This is a genomic window from Parablautia sp. Marseille-Q6255, assembly GCF_951230155.1.
Lineage (GTDB): Bacteria > Bacillota > Clostridia > Lachnospirales > Lachnospiraceae > Choladousia.
Genome location: NZ_CATNVD010000024.1, coordinates 43,871 through 60,814, shown reverse-complemented (window position 1 = coordinate 60,814; position 16,944 = coordinate 43,871). Strand labels below are relative to the sequence as shown.

Sequence of the window (16,944 nt, the reverse complement as noted above, 5' to 3'; positions counted from 1 at the left end):
CCTCCCTTATTATATCATACAATAACATAAAATAACAGATATAAAATCAAAAAAATTGACATAAAAAAAGCAGGTTTTATGCGACCTGTGAGTACTTTTTCCGATATTCAACTGTCAAACTCCCGGATAACGTAGAAAATACGCGAAATTACATGGCGTGAGGCGTGTTGCCCCTTGTCCACTGACGCTATGCTTATTTTAACACAGGAAGCTGCAATTAACAGCACGTTTTTTCATTTTGGATATGCACGTATAACCATTTGCATTTTATCTGCAATTGTTATAAGATACTGGTAATTGATGCTTACTGGCATATAGTTTCTTTTATCTGCACGTTACAAAATGTGCTTTCACGGAGGCTTCACATGACATTAAAGGATTATTTCCCGATATGGGACCGGCTGACTGCCGCTGAACAGGCAACATTAAATCATGCGCTCCAGAGGCGGCATGTAGAGAAGGGTACACTGCTTCACAATGGCTCTTCGACCTGTGAAGGACTGTTTCTTATTATTTCGGGACAGCTGCGTGCTTTCCTTGCTTCTGAAGAGGGGCGGGAGATTACTATATACCGGCTGTTCGAACACGATATATGTCTGTTTTCTGCCTCCTGCATGATGTCAAGCATTCAGTTTGAGATTACTATCGAAGCAGAAAAGGACTCTGAGCTGCTGCTTATTCCTTCTTCTGTATACCGGAAGCTTATGGACACCTCTCTTCCCATAGCCAACTATACAAATGAGCTTATGGCATCTCATTTTTCAGAGGCCATGTGGCTGATCGAACAGATCATGTGGAAAAGCTTTGACAGGCGTCTGGCAGCCTTTTTAGTCGAAGAAAGCGCGGTAGAACAGACCGATATATTAAAGATCACACACGAAAGGATTGCCGCGCATCTTGGCACTGCCCGTGAGGTCGTGACAAGGATGCTGCGCTATTTTCAGTCTGAGGGCATGGTATGCCTGACGCGCGGCACAGTTGAACTTACTGACCGGAAGAAGCTGCAGGAGCTCGCGTAGTATCATCTGACAAAGCACACTGTGCTTTCACTGTGTGCAGACGTTGCGCTCCTGTCCCTTTTGAAAAGCGGCAATATTTTCCCACACTTCGTCTAAAAGCCGCGTTCTTGCTTCTACTGCTGCCCAGGCAATATGCGGCGTGATCAGCAGATTATCGCACCCGGCAAGTGCACGCAGCGGATTCTTTTCATCCATCGGCTCGACCTCCAGCACATCGAGGCCGGCCGCCGCGATCTCTTTTTCCTTTAATGCCCGGCACAGTCCTTCTTCATCAACAATCGGTCCTCTTCCCGCATTGATAAAAACAGCAGACGGTTTCATCCTGCAAAATGCTGCATAATCCATCAGATGGTGCGTTTTCACTGTGAGCGGAGCATGCACAGACAGGATATCCGACTCTTCCAGCAGCGTCTCAAAATCCACCTGCTGGTACCCTTCCTGCCTTTTTGCCCCGGAAGCTGAATAATAAATGACTCTGCATCCAAACGCTTTTGCGATCTGCGCTACTTTCCTTCCGATCGCTCCCAGTCCCACAATCCCCCAGGTCTTTCCTTTCAGCTCATGAAAACGCCTGTCCATGTGGCAAAAGAATCTGCTTGCTACATATGCCCCGCTTTTTACATATTCATCATAATACCGCAGATGCTCCAGAAGGTACAGCGTCATTGCAAATGTATGCTGCGCTACTGTATCTGTAGAATATCCCGCTACATTCGTCACGCAGATGCCCCTCTTCTTTGTATAGGCAAAGTCTATGTTATTCGTGCCTGTGGCTGTAAGTCCGATATATTTCAGGGACAATGCTCCCTGAAGCGCCGATTCATCCATCATCAGCTTGTTTACAATCACCGCATCTGCCTGCGCAATGCGCTCCGGAACCTGTCCGGGCGTTGTCTCACCGTAAATGACCACTTCTCCCAGCTTTGAAAACTGTTCCAGGTTCATGTCTGTCCCGAGGCTGTCCGCCTCCAAAAATACGATTTTCAAAATCTGATCCTCCTTTTCCTGATCGCTGCGAATCCTATTTTCGATCACTTTCATTTTTTTCCACTTCCCGCGATCCCCTGCATATGATCCGCGTCACGTACTCTTCCTGACGTTTTTTCGTCAGCCCGTCAAACAGGAAATCCTCATAGCATGGTCCCTTCAGCGTGACCCCCTGCTCTGCGGCGCAGTCTAAAAGCCTCTGATATGCCTCCCCGATCGTTGTCCAGTGCCCTGTGTGGTATGCGGTCACGTAAAGGCCTTCTTCTCTCACCGTATAGTCGATCCCCTTCGGCTTTTCATCAAACATCAGATACACCGCGTCATACTGATCATACTGCTGCGCAAGGATGGCAGACAGCTCCTGCCGGTAACCAAATCCGTACACATTGCAAAGCCCGTGCTTCTCACATTCTTCCAACAGCTCCCCGGAGGCAATCGCCCAAAGGCGCTCATCATTCTGCAATATGCGGCGGCTGATATAGTACTTTTCCGGCAGATAAACGATCCCCGCCTGATCCGTATCTGTGTGCATGGCCGTCTCTAAGAACTCAGCTTTTTTCCGTATCCACTCTCTTTTATTTTTCAGATTTCGGATACGTTCTCTGAGTATCCGGTCCTCCTCCTTCAAAAGCTCCGACAGTGACTGCGGCGTGCGTTCAGAGAGATATTCCCGTATCTGACGAAGCGGCATGCCAAGATCCCTGAGCGTATAGATAATGTCAAATACATCCAGCTGATCCATCGTATAATAACGGTATTCGTTCTCTGCTGTAAACTCCGGCTGAAACAGTCCGATCTGATCATAATGAAACAGCGTGTGTTTCGTCACGCCCACCAGCTTTGCGAATTCTCCCGTTGTCAAATACCTCGTCTTCTGCATGAAAATTTTCTCCTTGACTATCGTGTTACCCTATACTTTATCATATCTTCTGCAGCTATGACAAGCATTCCTTTTTACAGAAATGCTGTGTCTGATACAATATCGTTTTAAGGAGGTATTATAGTATGGCAAATTCGATTGCTAAAAATTTCCGTTTTTTTTCGCTGCTGCGCTTTGCTTTTCCTACTATGATCATGATGCTGTTTATGTCGCTTTATACGATCGTGGACGGTATTTTTATTTCGCGCCTTGTGGGAAGCCATGCGCTGTCCTCTACGAATATCGTCTATCCCGTCATTAACCTGATCATCGCATGCGGCGTCATGCTCTCGACCGGCGGGAGCGCTCTTGTTGCCAAAAAGCTCGGAGAGGGCAGGGAATCAGAAGCCCGCGAGGATTTCTCGGCGCTGCTCATCACAGGTATCCTTGCCGGAGTCGGTCTGATGGTTGTCGGGCTTGTGTTTCTGGAGCCGCTTGTCCGCCTGCTCGGCGCGACGGACCTTCTCCTGGACGACAGTATGACCTATCTGAGGATCGCGCTTTTCTTTGCGCCGGCCTGTATCCTGCAGCTTTTCTTCCAGACGTTTTTTGTGACGGCAGGAAAGCCCGGATATGGCCTTGCGCTTATCTGTGCAGGCGGCGTCTTTAATATAGTCTTTGACTACATATTCATGGGACCGCTTGAGATGGGCATTGCCGGAGCGGCGATCGCCACCGGGATGGGACAGATGATCCCTGCGGTTGCAGGTCTGCTGTATTTTACCTTTGTGCGCAGACATCTATATATCGTAAGTCCCGTACTGCATAAGGGCACACTGTTTTTAAGCTGTTCCAACGGCTCATCAGAGATGGTCACAAACATCTCAAACGCCGTTATCACCTTTTTGTTCAACAGCATCATGCTTCAGCTGCTCGGAGAACCGGGCGTGGCCGCGATCACGATCGTACTGTACGGACAGTTTTTATTCAATGCGCTCTACATGGGCTTCTCGATGGGGGTGGGACCCGTCATCAGCTACAACTACGGCTGCAAAAATCTGCCTCTGCTGCGCCGCGTTGTGCGCATCTGTCTGACCTTTATCACCGTCTCTTCCGCCGTGATCACAGCCGTAGCCCTGATCGCCTCGCCTGCTATTGTCGGGATCTTTACACCTGCCTCTACCGAAACGTATGAGATCGCAAAAACGGGCTTTTTCCTGTTTTCCTTTAACTACCTGTTTGCAGGACTGAACATCTTTTCTTCCGCAATGTTCACTTCCTTAAATAATGGTCCTGTCTCCGCAGCGATCTCTTTCATGCGCACCTTCTGTTTCATTGTCGTAAATATCCTGGTGCTCCCAAAGCTGATCGGTGTGACAGGTGTATGGCTGGCAGTTCCGGTTGCCGAGTTTATGACCCTGTTTTTGTCCCTGTATATGATAAAGACACGGTGGAAACGATATTTCACCGCGTCTTAGCTTTTTATCTTCTTTGCTTTTTGTCTTCTTTGCTTCTTATCTTTTCATCTGGCTGTATACCGCGGCAATCTCTTCCCCTGTCGCCAGCTTCTCGGAAAAGGCGCTGGCACTTCCCGCTGCCAGTCCCATATCAAAAGCATATTTGTAATCTCCTGAGGAAAGCCAGCCTGCCATAAACCCTGCTACCATCGAATCTCCGGCTCCTACCGCATTGATCAGCTTTCCCTCCGGCGCCAAAGCGCTGTAAAGCTCTCCGTCTGCCGCGATCAGCACTGCTCCTTCTCCCGCCAGCGATATGAGCACATTCTGCGCCCCTGCCTCCTGCAGCTTTTTTCCATAAGGGATGACATCTTCCCGTGACTCCAGACGAACGCCAAAGATCTCCCCCAGCTCCTGGTGATTTGGCTTGATCAGAAACGGACGGTATTTCAGCACATTCATCAGAAGCGCCTTCGTCGCATCCACCACGACTGCCGCGCCTGTGCCGTCCAGCCTGCGCATGATCCTCTCATATGTATCATCCGGCATCGAAGCCGGAATACTGCCCGACAGAAACAGCACGTCTCCCCTGCCCACCCCATCAAGGCGGCGCAGCAAAAGTTCTGTCTTTTCCTCATCAATCTGCGGTCCCTGACCATTGATCTCTGTATCGTCCATAGCTTTCAGCTTCACATTAATCCTGCTGAATCCCTCTTCCAGCCAGATAAAATCATTCTTCACTCCAATCTTCTCCAGCCTCCGCACGATTTCCTCTCCGGTAAATCCCGCTACAAATCCCAGAGCTGTACTTTCTATTCCCATATTTTTCAAAACCAGCGATACATTGATCCCCTTGCCGCCTGCAAACAGCTTCTCCGACTGCGTCCGGTTCGTACATCCGGTCTGAAAACCCTGCACCGACACTACGTAGTCCAGTGAGGGATTGCATGTGACTGTATAAATCATACGCTTCCTCCTGCCTTTATCCATTTCTGTTTTCTTCCAGCACAGTATAGCCCCGAATATGTTCAAAATCAATCCCGTCCAAGTGACGCCGCATCACCTGTCGCCGGATTATCGATCAGCATTCCATCCTCCTCAAAACGGGAACCATGACAGGGACAGTCCCAGGAGTGCTCCTGTGGATTCCACTTGAGTGCACATCCAAGATGCGGACATCTGCGCAAAGATGGGGTGAGCAGATGAACGGCAGCCTGCGTTCCGTTTAAAAAAAGCTGCGATTTCTTCATGCGCCTCGCCGGATCGTACAGCTGTCGGTATTGCGGTTCCTTTCCAGTCACCAGATCGCAAAGCATTTTTGCAGCCACCATGGAAGACGTCATTCCCCATTTACCAAACCCGGACGCCACATACAGCCCGGCCGTCCTGCGCGAATACGCTCCAATATAGGGGATGCCATCCAGGCTCATACAATCCTGCGCCGCCCATGCGTACTTCTCCTTCGCTCCCGCATAATACTGATTCGCAAAACGGCGCAGCTCCTGCCACCCGCCTCCCTGCGCTCCGGTACGGTGGCTCCCGCCCCCAAGCAACAACAGATTTCCATAATTCCGAAAAGAAAGTCCCTCCTGGGATTCATCCAGATACATCCCCGCGACCTCCTGTGCGCCTTCCAGACCAAGCACATAAGATCTGTGCTGATACAGCTTCAGAAAATAGCCGCCATGCTTATTCAAAAAAGGAAAATGCGTGGCAACAATGATCTGATCCGCACAGATTTCCCCTCGCTCTTCCCCAGGTTCAGCTCCAATATATGCCGTATGCGGCGCCAATTCCTGAACAAATGTATGCTCGTATATATTCAGTCCTTTTGCAATACCTGTCAGAAACTTCATCGGATGAAACTGCGCCTGCCCCGGAAAACAGATCGCCCCCTTAATCGGAAATGGCAGCGCAAGCGTCTCTCTGAAATCAGTAGAAAATCCAAGCGCATTGACTGCCTCCACCTCATCCTCTATTTTTTTCCTGTCTGACCTTGTATACACAAAAGCGTCCTTTTCTTCAAAATCACAGTCGACCATCTCTGCAAGGATCCGATACTGCGAAAGAGCTTCCTCATTCGCGCGCAGATACTGTGCAGCCCTCTCTTTCCCGACCAGATGCAGCAGCTTGCCATAGATCAGATTATGCTGCGAAGTGAGTTTTGCGGTCGTGTTTCCTGTCATACCACTCCCGATCGTGTCTGCCTCTACAAGCATATAGTCTACGCCTGCCTGCTCCAGAAACCACGCGCATAAAACGCCGCATAATCCTCCTCCAATGATCAAAACGTCTGTCTTATGTCTGCCTTGCAGCTTCGGAAACTGCGGCAGCCCTCTTTTCTCATAATCAAACTCTCTCCAAAGTGACTGGGACATATCTTTCCTCCAAAAAATCCCGGCACAGCTTTCGCAGCTGCCCGGGATTCTATCTGCAAATAACTTCTGTATTCAGTCTGTCCCAAAACCGATGTTTTATTCATCTGTAATCCATATCTGACACGGTACAAAAGCATTTATCGCAGCTGACTGAGCAGTGAGGTCCCGATGCAACCCTGCGGCATCTCCACCCCGAAATTGTCCGCGATCGTTGCTCCGACTACTGCAAAACAATCCTGCTCGGGAAGAGGACCGCTGCCTTTCATAGAGGGTGACCAGGCGAGGAACGGCACCTTTTCCCGCGTATGGTCCGTACCTGTATACATCGGATCATTCCCGTGGTCTGCTGTCAGTATCAGCAGATCATCCTCCTGCAGCGTATCCATCAGTCTGCCAAGCAGCACATCAAAGCGCTCCAGTTCCATTGCATATCCCTGCACGTCTCTGCGGTGACCCCACAGCGCATCAAAATCTACAAGATTTGTAAAGCAAAGCCCGGTAAAATCACGTCCTGCGATCTCGATCGTCTGCTCCATCCCGTGTACGGAACTCTTTGATTTGTTGGACTGTGTCAGCCCCTCGCCATCAAAAATATCAAAAATCTTTCCGACAGAGATCACCTCAAACCCATGATCCTTCAATGCGTTAAGCACTGTTTTCCCGAACGGCTTCAGTGCATAATCATGGCGGTTTGCCGTTCGCTTAAATTCACCTTTTCTGCGCCCTGTGTATGGGCGCGCAATGACTCTGCCTACCTTCCACTCGTCCCGCATCGTCAGCTCCCGCGCGATCTCACAGTAATGATACAGTGTCTCCAACCCCATCGTCTCCTCGTTGCCGCAGATCTGCAAAACAGAATCTGCTGAAGTATATACGATCAGCTTCCCATGATTGATCTCTTCCTCCCCGAGCTCATCCAGTATCGTTGTCCCACTGATGCTTTTATTTCCGATCACCTGTCTGCCTGTACGCCGCTCAAGCTCTGCGATCAGCTCCTTCGGGAAACCGTGCTCACTGAAGGTCTGAAATGGCTTTGTCACATACAGTCCCATGATCTCCCAGTGGCCTGTCATAGTATCCTTACCACTGCTGCGCTCCCGAAGCTTTGCATAATATCCTGCCGGATGCTCCACCGCAGCTATGCCTTTCAGATCACACAGATTCGCAAGTCCCAGCTTTGTCAGATTCGGGATCTGAAAATTTTCCCTGTGCTGTGCGATATGTCCCAGTGTATCTGCTCCCTTATCACCATACTGGTCAGCGTCTGGCATATAGCCGATGCCAAGAGAATCTATCACAATCGTAAAAATCCGTTTGTAACGCATATGACTACTCCACCCTTTCTGATACTGTCTAAAGATGCCTGTCATTTAGATCCTGCCCGGAAAAGCTAAGTGGAAGCAGCTCCTCCAGTGTATACTCCTCCCACGTCAGATTGTCTTTTCCAAGTAAGACAAGAAACTCCTGCGGTTCACAAAATTCTGCAAGCACCTGACGGCATATCCCGCACGGCGATGCGATCTGATCCGCGGATGCGTCCTGTGCTCCCCCTGCAATAGCGATTGCCGCAAATGCTCTGGCTCCCTCGGAAACTGCCTTGAACACCGCTGTTCTCTCTGCGCAGTTCGTAGCTCCGTAAGACGCATTTTCCACATTGCAGCCTGTAAAAATACGTCCATCCTTTGCCAGAAGCGCCGCTCCCACAGAAAAACCGGAATATGGAGCATACGAAAACGCTCTTGCCTTTAACGCCAGCTCTACGAGTTCCCGCTTCTGCTCCTGCGTCAATTCTTTTCCCTGGTTCTCTGTCATATCGCATTTTTCCGCCATATCGTGCATCCCTCCATCTCCAAAAAGGCTTTTCTTATCTCAGCTGCTCCAGACCTTTGTGTATTTCACTTCCAGAAAAACATTTTTGTTATTGTCTCTTTTCTTTGTCTCTTCGTATCAGGATGCGCAGCGCCTCTACTGCGCTTGTGATCGCTGCCTGTGTATCATGCACGATCGGATTTTCCATGCCGGCACGGTCGCGCTCCTGATTACCGATCGCCAGAAAAATCGAACCGCATCTCACTCTCCGGTATCCCGCTACGATAAACAGCGCCGCAGACTCCATCTCAGACGCCTTACAGCCCATGCGCAGCCATGCCTGCCATTTATCTGTCAGCTCGTACCCCGCCGGTTTTGTTTCCGGTTCATGCTGTCCGTAGAAGGAATCCTTGCACTGGACTACTCCCGTATGGAAGCAATAGCCGCATGCTTCTGCCGCCTCTACAAGTGCGTTTGTCACTGCAAGGTCCGGCACTGCCGGATATTCGATCGGCGCATATTCTCTGCTCGTACCCTCCATGCGGATCGCTCCTGTCGCAATGACAAGATCCCCGCCCCTGACTTCAAGATCCATGCCTCCGCAGGTCCCTACACGGATAAAAGTATCTGCTCCGCAGTTTGCCAGCTCTTCCAGAGCAATAGACGCTGAAGGGCCTCCGATCCCGGTCGAGGTAACGCTCACCTTTTCCCCGTCAAGATACCCTGTATACGTCACAAATTCACGACTGTCTGCGACCAGCCGGGCATCCTCAAACCGACTGGCAATTTTTTCACACCGCTTCGGATCCCCTGGAAGGATCACATAGCGTCCTACGTCTCCTTTTCTAAGCTGCACATGATACTGCAGACCGATCTCACCTGAATAATTCTGCATACAACACACCTCCTCCAATGCAGTAATCTGCTATATCCCTATCATACTACCATCCGTAAGCAAATACAACACACCCTCACGACTGAAATGCTTCCAGATATTTATCCACCGACCGCGTCATTTCTTTTGAAAAGTCTGAATTGTACTTTCTGTCACAAAACGCCTTCATCCACTCCTCGTACGGCTTCTGTCCTGCCTTTTGAGAAAACATCTCTTTTCGCTCTGCCCTGTCCATACAGCGATATCCGTTCTCATGTACGATATACTTCTGATCCGTCCGCTGCGGCTTCTGCCTGTCCTTTTGCTGCTGCGTAGGATAGCCGAACACAAGCATCACAGCCGGAAATACATACGGCGAAAGATGCAGCAGCCTGCGCTGTGTTTCACAGTTTTCCATCACATCTCCGATATAACAGGAGCCGATCCCCAGACTCCACGCTGCCGTCACCGCATTCTGCGCCGCGATCGCCGCGTCCGTCACCGCGAGCATCAGGTCGCCGGCTCCCGGCTTTCTCGGGGCACAGCCCGCATCCCCAAACGCATCGTACCATTTCTGACAGTCTGCACAGAAAATGAGCACCATCTGCGCTTTTGCGATGAACGGCTGGTTGTCGCATGTCTTTACCAGCTCCTCCTTCAAAGATGGATCTGTAATATCCAGTATGGTATAAAGCTGCTGATTTCCCGCAGTAGGCGCCATTGCCGCTGCCTCCAGGATCAGCGCCTTGTCCTTCGGGTCGATCCTCCGGTCCTCAAATACACGGACGGACCTGCGCTCAAACAGCTGCCTGATCATCTCATTCATTTAAAATCCTCCTCCATCCAATAGCTTCCTTTTGCCATGCCCACAAAATCTGTCGCGCTGTGCGTTTTGATCTGTAAAGCGTTCTGTTATACCGAATACTCTATCATATTTTTTCAGGCAATTCTATAGTACCGGTACATAAAAAATCTCCGTCTCCGCACTGTCCGCCATCGGATGCAGTGATCGGAAACAGAGATTTCCTTTTTCTGAAGCTGCTGTGCTTCTATATATTTATCGTCCCGTCTCTTCTTCCCTTTAATCTTGACATTGCTCTTGCAAGCGTTGCCTGAGAAATACGGTACTCCTGGATCGACTGTTTCTGGCGCAGCTCCTCCTTCGCACGGGCAAGCGCCTCGCGGGCGCGCACCTCGTCGATCTCCTCCGGCCGTTCTGCTGTATCAACAATGACCGTAACGCGGTTGTTGGCTGCCTGGGCAAACCCGCTGCCCACTATCGCCGTCTCCCATGTCCCATCCGGCCGTTTAAAACGCAGCTGCCCCGGCGACACAGCCACGATCATATTATCGTGATGCGCCATAAATGCCCATTCGCCGTCAAGTCCCGGAACGATAACGATCTCGCACGTTCCTTTATAGAACACGCGGTCGCTTGCCACGACCCTCAGATAAAATTCAGCCATGCTGCTTTGCTCCTTCCCAAAAGATGCCCGAGAAATATCTGTCTGTATGATCCACTGCTTATTGATCCGCAGCTTCCATCTGCTTTGCTTTCTCAATGACATCCTCGATCGTGCCGACATTGAAGAAAGCAGACTCCGGGTAGTCATCCATTTCACCGTCTATGATCGCGCGGAAGCCCTTTACCGTCTCTGCGACAGGCACGTATTTGCCCGGCACTCCGGTAAAGTTCTCTGCCACATGGAACGGCTGCGACAGGAAACGCTGGATCTTACGCGCACGGTATACGGTGACCTTATCCTCCTCAGAAAGCTCATCCATACCAAGGATCGCGATAATATCCTGCAGTTCCTTATACTTCTGCAAAATCTCCTGTACACGTCTGGCTGTCTCGTAGTGCTCCTCACCCACGACGTCCGGCTCAAGGATCCTCGATGAGGATTCCAGCGGATCGACTGCCGGATAGATTCCCTGCTCCACGATTTTTCTGGACAGTACGGTCGTCGCATCCAGATGCGCAAATGTCGTCGCCGGAGCCGGGTCTGTCAGGTCATCCGCAGGCACATAGACTGCCTGTACGGAGGTAACGGAACCATTCTTTGTGGAAGCGATACGCTCCTGCAGCTCGCCAAGCTCCGTCGCAAGCGTCGGCTGATAGCCTACCGCAGACGGCATACGTCCAAGCAGCGCCGAAACCTCTGAGCCTGCCTGCACAAATCGGAAAATATTGTCAATAAAAAGAAGTACGTTCTGGTTCTGTACATCACGGAAATACTCTGCCATGGTAAGACCGGTCTCCGCTACGCGCATACGCGCTCCAGGCGGCTCATTCATCTGCCCGAACACCAGCGCTGTTTTTTCCAGTACGCCAGATTCCTTCATCTCACTCCACAGGTCATTTCCTTCACGGGAGCGCTCTCCGACTCCTGTAAAGATCGAATAGCCGCCATGCTCGGTCGCGATATTCCGGATCAGCTCCTGAATCAGCACCGTTTTTCCCACTCCGGCGCCGCCAAACAGACCGATCTTTCCGCCCTTCGCATACGGCGCCAGCAGATCGATGACCTTGATACCTGTCTCAAGCATCTCCTGTACGGGACTTTGCTCTTCGAATCCGGGAGCTTCGCGGTGGATACACCAGTGCTCCTCATCTTTAAGCGCTTCCCCTCCATCGATCGTATCGCCGAGCACGTTGAAGAGACGTCCCAGTGTCTTCTCTCCGACCGGAACCTGGATACCAGAGCCGGTCGCTGTTACTTCCATATCTTTATGCAGTCCGTCGCTGGAAGCCAGCATAATACAGCGCACCGTATTTTCTCCGATATGCTGCGCTACCTCCATTACGCACCGCTTTCCATCCTTGTATACTTCCAGTGCATCCTTGATAAACGGCAGGTCGCCGTTTTCAAATTCCACATCGATAACAGGCCCTAACACCTGCACGATTTTTCCTTTATTCATACTGCGGCTCCTTTCGCCTTCTTTTTACGCTTTCTCTTCTGTGCCTTTGCTCCGCTTACTACCTCTGTGATCTCCTGTGTGATCGCTGCCTGGCGGACACGGTTGTACTCGATCGACAGCTCACGGATCATTGCCTGTGCACTGTCATTTGCAGCCTGCATCGCCGTCATTCTGGCATTGTGCTCACTGCAGTAGGATTCCATCAGCGCTCCGTATATATATCCGGAAACGTAGTTCGGCACCACGTGGTCAAGTACCTGCTCCGGTGAAGGCTCAAAACGGAATTCCTCCTGATAGACATTCACCGGAATCTCAGGAGTCTTAAAATCCTCTTTGGAAAGCGGCAGCAGACGCATCATTTTTGTCTGTGTCTGTACCGCATTCACCATCATCGTAAAGATCATCCAGACCTCTTCCACTTCATGCGTCTCATAAAGCGCAAGCGCCTTTGCCGCGATCTCCCGCGCCCGGTGCATGGTCGGATTCTGTGCCGTATAGAGAAAATGATCATCTACCTCGATCTTCTGGCTGTGAAAATACTGCCGTCCGACCTCGCCGACCACTGCCAGCGCATATTTGTCGCATGACTCGATCTGCTCCTTCGCAAGCTTTAATACATTGTGATTGTAGGCGCCCGCCATGCCCTTATCTCCGGTCACAACGAGAAATCCTTTTTTCTTTGCCTGCGCTGTCTTGCCGTCTCCGAAATACAGATGCTCCATCTTAGGGACGTGGCGGATAATACGGGAGAGCATGGACTGGAGCGTATAAAAGTAAGGCTCTGTCTCCTCCAGCTCACGGCGCGCTCTGCGCAGCTTCGTCGAGGAGATCATATACATGGCATTCGTGATCTTCATTGTATCGCGGATGCTCTTCATTCTGCTTTGAATCTCGCGTGTATTTGCCATTTACTCACCTTGTTCCTGCCACTGATCCCGGAAGCTCTTTGCTGCCTCAAGGATCCTGTTTTTCAGTTCCTCTCCCAGCTCTTTTCTGGTCGCAAGCTCATTCATGATCTCCGGCTTTGCTGTATAAAACCAGGCAAGCATCTCCTTCTGGAAGCGCTTCATCTGAGAAAGCGGAATATCCAGCAGCAGCCTTCCTGTCACCGCACACAGAGTAACAACCTGCTCTTCCATCGTGAGCGGAGCTCCAAGCGGCTGCTTCAAAAGCTCCATCAGTCCTCTTCCATACTGCAGCATCTCTTTGGTCGCCGGATCCAGATCCGAGCTAAACTGTGTAAAGACCTCCATCTCGCGGTACTGTGCCAGATCGATCCTGATGCTTCCTGCCGCCTTTTTCATCGCCTTTGTCTGCGCAGCTCCGCCGACACGCGATACAGACAGACCCACATTGACTGCCGGGCGCATGCCGGAGAAGAACAGGTCGCTCTCCAAAAAGATCTGTCCGTCTGTGATAGAAATCACATTCGTCGGAATATAGGCAGAAACATCTCCTGCCTGCGTCTCAATGATCGGAAGCGCTGTGATCGAGCCGCCTCCCGCCTCATCACTTAACCGGCTGGAACGCTCCAAAAGTCTTGAATGCAGATAGAATACATCGCCCGGATATGCCTCACGTCCCGGAGAACGCTCCAGCAAAAGTGACAGTGCACGATATGCGACTGCATGCTTGGACAGATCATCATAAACGATCAGTACATCTTTTCCGCCGCGCATAAAATACTCTGCCAGGGCAGTAGCCGCATAAGGAGCCACATACTGCAGCGGCGCCGGATCAGACGCAGTAGCTGCTACAACGATCGTATAGTCAAATGCTTCATACTTTTTCAATGTATTTACCAGCTTTGCGACCGTTGACGCCTTCTGTCCGATCGCTGCATAGATACAGATCACGTCCTTCCCCTTCTGGTTCAGAATTGTATCCAGAGCGATCGACGTCTTTCCTGTCTGACGGTCACCGATGATCAGCTCACGCTGACCGCGCCCGATTGGAAACATCGAGTCGATCGCAAGGATGCCTGTCTCCAGCGGTACGCTGACCGATTTACGCTCAATGATCCCCGGAGCTTCCTCCTCCATTGGCAGATACGAAGCAGCGCGGATCTCTCCGCCGCCGTCGATCGGCGCTCCCAGGGGATCCACCACCCGGCCAAGGAAGGCTTCTCCTACCGGGATACCTGCCTTCTTTCCGGTGCGCATCACTCGCGTGCCTTCGCGGATGCCTGTATCGCGCCCAAACAAAATACAGGCCACCTCGTCGCGGCGGATATCCTGTACCATACCCTTGATCCCATTATCAAAGACGACGATCTCGCCATACATCGCATGATCGATCCCGTCAATATTTGCGATACCGTCACCGACCCAGCTTACAACGCCGACTTCCTTTTCCTTTGCTTCCAGATCAAAATCCTCAATCTCACTTTTCAGGATTGAGATAATACCGTCAAGGCTCTGCGGATGTGCCGAAACGCCCTGCTCCAGCCGCTCCTGCATCTGACGGATCCTGCCATTTCGGGACCAGTCAAACTCCTCGCCCCCGACCGTAAGTATAAAACCTCCTCCCAAAGAGGCGTCCTTCACCATCGTAAAATCCAGCTCCTGCGGATCGTATTTTTCCCGGACAAACCGGCGGATCCCCTCAAGCTGCTTCTCGTCCGGCTCTGTCACATAGCGCAGTACGGCCCGGACACTTTCTTTTTTCTGCGGAATCTGCGTGCGGTACGCTTCACAGATATCCGAAAACATCGAAATCTTATCATTATCGCAGAGGAGCTTTAAAAAATCCCTGATCTCCATCGGAAATACTCTGTCGATCACACGATGCTTTTTCTGTACATCAACAGTCGGGTCTGACAGATCGTCAAGAACCTGCGGTACCGCCTCAAAAATATCAGCGGTATGCTTCTGGACATCCTGCGGGATCTCAAGCTGACGCATCATCTGCGCATATTTTTCTACTGCCTGCAACATACCCTACACTCCATTTCACTTTGTCTCATGCTCATCTTTTTCCTGTGCTGCCAGGAACGCGTCGTACAGCTTTCTGTCGCTGTCGCTTCCAGATGCTTCTCCTGCCACCTTCGCAGCTGCCGTGATCACCATTTCTCTGATCTGTGCGTCTGCCTGCTGCATCATTGCATTCTTTTCTTTTCTTGCATCCTCTTTTGCGTTCTCTACGATACCGTCTGCTGTGCGCTTTGCCTCATCCACAATGCGTCCGTACTCTTTTCCCGCCTGTGTATGCGCTTCCGCCACGATCCGATCCTTCTCACTCTGCGCGTCATGGAGCAGAGCCTCATATTTTTCACAGCTTTCCTTTGCCTGCGCTTCCTTTGCATCTGCCTGTGCAAATCTGCTGTCCGCCTCTGCCTGACGTTTTGCCAGGATCTCATTCACCGGCTTAAACAGAAACCGTTTCATCAGCAGATACAAAATCAGCAGGTTGATGATATTAAAAAGAATATTCCAGTCTAACCGAAGCACTGTCTTTTCCTGCCTTTCTTAGTATGTAATCCTGCATCAGCCCAAAAACAGAATGATCAAAAGCGCAACTACGAAGCCAAAGATCGCCGTACCCTCTGCCATTGCACAACCGATCAGGAGCAGCTTGCTGATCTTTCCGTCTGCCTCCGGCTGTCTTGCTACTGCGTCTGTTGCCTTTCCTGTTGCGATGCCGATACCGATTCCTGCTCCGATACCAGTAAGTGCTGCGATTCCTGCTCCGATTGCAATGATTGTATTCATATTTTTCGTCTCCTTTTCTTAATCCCTGATTTTACACCTGTTATGTGTTTTTATGCTTTTCTGTATTTCTGATGTTCCCTGTGGTTCTTTTGTTTCTTTTGGTTCTGGTGTTTCCTGCGGTTCTTTTTCGTATTGCCCGGATTTTTGCTTCCTGTTACTCGATCGCCTCTTTGAGGAACAAAGAGGTAAGGAATACAAACACGTACGCCTGGATCAGTCCGTCAAAAATATCAAAATAGAAACTGAACACGAGCGGTACACCGACCGGTATCACCATCTTGATCAGCTCCATGATAACAAATGCTCCAAGTACATTTCCGAACAGTCGCATACATAATGACAGCGGGCGGATAAATACCTCCATCACATTGATCGGAGCGATCACTGCCATAGGCTCGGCAAAGCTTTTTGCCCACTTTTTCACACCTCTCTGTCGGATACCTGCCGCCTCGATCAGTACGATACTCATCAGCGCCAGTGCCGCTGTGACACTTAAATCCTTTGTCGGCGGCTTCACCCCGACAAGCCCGATGACATTCGCCGTTGCGACATACAGCAGAACTGTTACAAGATAAGGAACATATTTCTTTCCTTCTTCTCCTACCATATCTTCTACGAAATTGTTGATCCACGTCACCGCTGCCTCGACCGCCGCCTGCTTTTTGCTGATGTTCGTCACACGCATCCCGTGCGTCAGCCAGATAGACAACAGTACGAGAACTGCCATGATGATCCATGTCATCACCGTGGACTCTGATACGCCGATCCCGCCAAAAACAGGGATCGTAAATACATCCTCACACGTCAGCTCTTCGAGAAGATTTTCTGCCAGCGTTTCCATCACATCACTTCCTTTCCCTGCGCAATCTTCCTTTGCGCGCCTTCTCTTTCTTGCTTTTTTGACACCGCTGTATTATACTCACATT

17 protein-coding genes are annotated in these 16,944 nt (G+C 50.6%); 2 read left to right on the top strand and 15 right to left on the bottom strand.

Annotation, left to right across the window (positions count from 1 at the left end; translation table 11 throughout):
* Window positions 1–365 precede the first annotated feature (365 nt).
* Window positions 366–1,019, top strand: coding sequence for a Crp/Fnr family transcriptional regulator (locus QOX44_RS16850; RefSeq protein WP_283684887.1), 654 nt, complete (start codon window positions 366–368; stop codon window positions 1,017–1,019).
* Window positions 1,020–1,046: 27 nt separating this feature from the next.
* Here the strand turns inward: QOX44_RS16850 and QOX44_RS16845 are convergent, their stop codons facing one another.
* On the bottom strand, window positions 1,047–2,006 hold the full coding sequence (locus QOX44_RS16845; RefSeq protein WP_283684889.1) for a D-2-hydroxyacid dehydrogenase: 960 nt from the start codon (window positions 2,004–2,006) through the stop codon (window positions 1,047–1,049).
* A gap of 34 nt (window positions 2,007–2,040) precedes the next feature.
* Window positions 2,041–2,886, bottom strand: a complete 846-nt coding sequence (locus tag QOX44_RS16840) for a MerR family transcriptional regulator (RefSeq protein ID WP_283684886.1) — start codon at window positions 2,884–2,886, stop codon at window positions 2,041–2,043.
* Between the two features lie 125 nt (window positions 2,887–3,011).
* Between QOX44_RS16840 and QOX44_RS16835 the strand changes: the two genes are divergently transcribed.
* Window positions 3,012–4,343: an MATE family efflux transporter gene (locus QOX44_RS16835; protein ID WP_283684885.1), complete on the top strand. Its 1,332-nt coding sequence runs from the start codon at window positions 3,012–3,014 to the stop codon at window positions 4,341–4,343.
* Window positions 4,344–4,379: 36 nt separating this feature from the next.
* Here the strand turns inward: QOX44_RS16835 and pfkB are convergent, their stop codons facing one another.
* The 13 genes from pfkB to QOX44_RS16770 all read right to left on the bottom strand — a co-directional run bounded on the left by pfkB (window position 4,380) and on the right by QOX44_RS16770 (window position 16,859).
* The gene (pfkB, locus tag QOX44_RS16830) at window positions 4,380–5,288 is read right to left on the bottom strand and encodes a 1-phosphofructokinase (protein ID WP_283684884.1); all 909 of its coding nucleotides are present in this window, start codon (window positions 5,286–5,288) and stop codon (window positions 4,380–4,382) included.
* A 68-nt stretch (window positions 5,289–5,356) separates the two neighbouring features.
* Entirely contained in the window at window positions 5,357–6,700 is a 1,344-nt protein-coding gene (locus tag QOX44_RS16825; RefSeq protein WP_283684882.1) for an FAD-dependent oxidoreductase, read from the bottom strand.
* Window positions 6,701–6,837: 137 nt separating this feature from the next.
* Window positions 6,838–8,025, bottom strand: a complete 1,188-nt coding sequence (locus QOX44_RS16820) for a phosphopentomutase (protein WP_283684880.1) — start codon at window positions 8,023–8,025, stop codon at window positions 6,838–6,840.
* A gap of 28 nt (window positions 8,026–8,053) precedes the next feature.
* Window positions 8,054–8,530 (bottom strand): cytidine deaminase, encoded by a 477-nt coding sequence (locus tag QOX44_RS16815; protein WP_283684878.1) that lies wholly within the window; start codon window positions 8,528–8,530, stop codon window positions 8,054–8,056.
* An 88-nt stretch (window positions 8,531–8,618) separates the two neighbouring features.
* The gene (udp, locus tag QOX44_RS16810; RefSeq protein WP_283684876.1) at window positions 8,619–9,404 is read right to left on the bottom strand and encodes a uridine phosphorylase; all 786 of its coding nucleotides are present in this window, start codon (window positions 9,402–9,404) and stop codon (window positions 8,619–8,621) included.
* Between the two features lie 76 nt (window positions 9,405–9,480).
* Window positions 9,481–10,209, bottom strand: coding sequence for a nitroreductase family protein (locus QOX44_RS16805; RefSeq protein WP_283684875.1), 729 nt, complete (start codon window positions 10,207–10,209; stop codon window positions 9,481–9,483).
* A gap of 223 nt (window positions 10,210–10,432) precedes the next feature.
* Window positions 10,433–10,849: an ATP synthase F1 subunit epsilon gene (atpC, locus tag QOX44_RS16800; protein ID WP_283684874.1), complete on the bottom strand. Its 417-nt coding sequence runs from the start codon at window positions 10,847–10,849 to the stop codon at window positions 10,433–10,435.
* 58 nt (window positions 10,850–10,907) lie between these two features.
* Complete coding sequence (gene atpD, locus QOX44_RS16795; RefSeq protein ID WP_283684873.1) at window positions 10,908–12,308, bottom strand: F0F1 ATP synthase subunit beta; 1,401 nt, start codon at window positions 12,306–12,308, stop codon at window positions 10,908–10,910.
* Window positions 12,305–13,216 (bottom strand): ATP synthase F1 subunit gamma, encoded by a 912-nt coding sequence (atpG, locus tag QOX44_RS16790; RefSeq protein WP_283684872.1) that lies wholly within the window; start codon window positions 13,214–13,216, stop codon window positions 12,305–12,307. Before atpG ends, atpD begins: the two co-directional genes overlap by 4 nt.
* Entirely contained in the window at window positions 13,217–15,244 is a 2,028-nt protein-coding gene (gene atpA / locus QOX44_RS16785) for a F0F1 ATP synthase subunit alpha (protein WP_283684870.1), read from the bottom strand.
* Window positions 15,245–15,259: 15 nt separating this feature from the next.
* Window positions 15,260–15,757 (bottom strand): ATP synthase F0 subunit B, encoded by a 498-nt coding sequence (locus QOX44_RS16780; RefSeq protein ID WP_283684869.1) that lies wholly within the window; start codon window positions 15,755–15,757, stop codon window positions 15,260–15,262.
* Between the two features lie 36 nt (window positions 15,758–15,793).
* A complete protein-coding gene (gene atpE / locus QOX44_RS16775) occupies window positions 15,794–16,018 on the bottom strand; it encodes an ATP synthase F0 subunit C (protein ID WP_176851668.1) in 225 nt (74 codons plus the stop codon).
* Between the two features lie 154 nt (window positions 16,019–16,172).
* Window positions 16,173–16,859 carry a F0F1 ATP synthase subunit A gene (locus QOX44_RS16770; protein ID WP_283684866.1) on the bottom strand — a complete coding sequence of 229 codons (687 nt, stop codon included), beginning with the start codon at window positions 16,857–16,859 and terminating at the stop codon, window positions 16,173–16,175.
* Window positions 16,860–16,944: the final 85 nt, after the last annotated feature.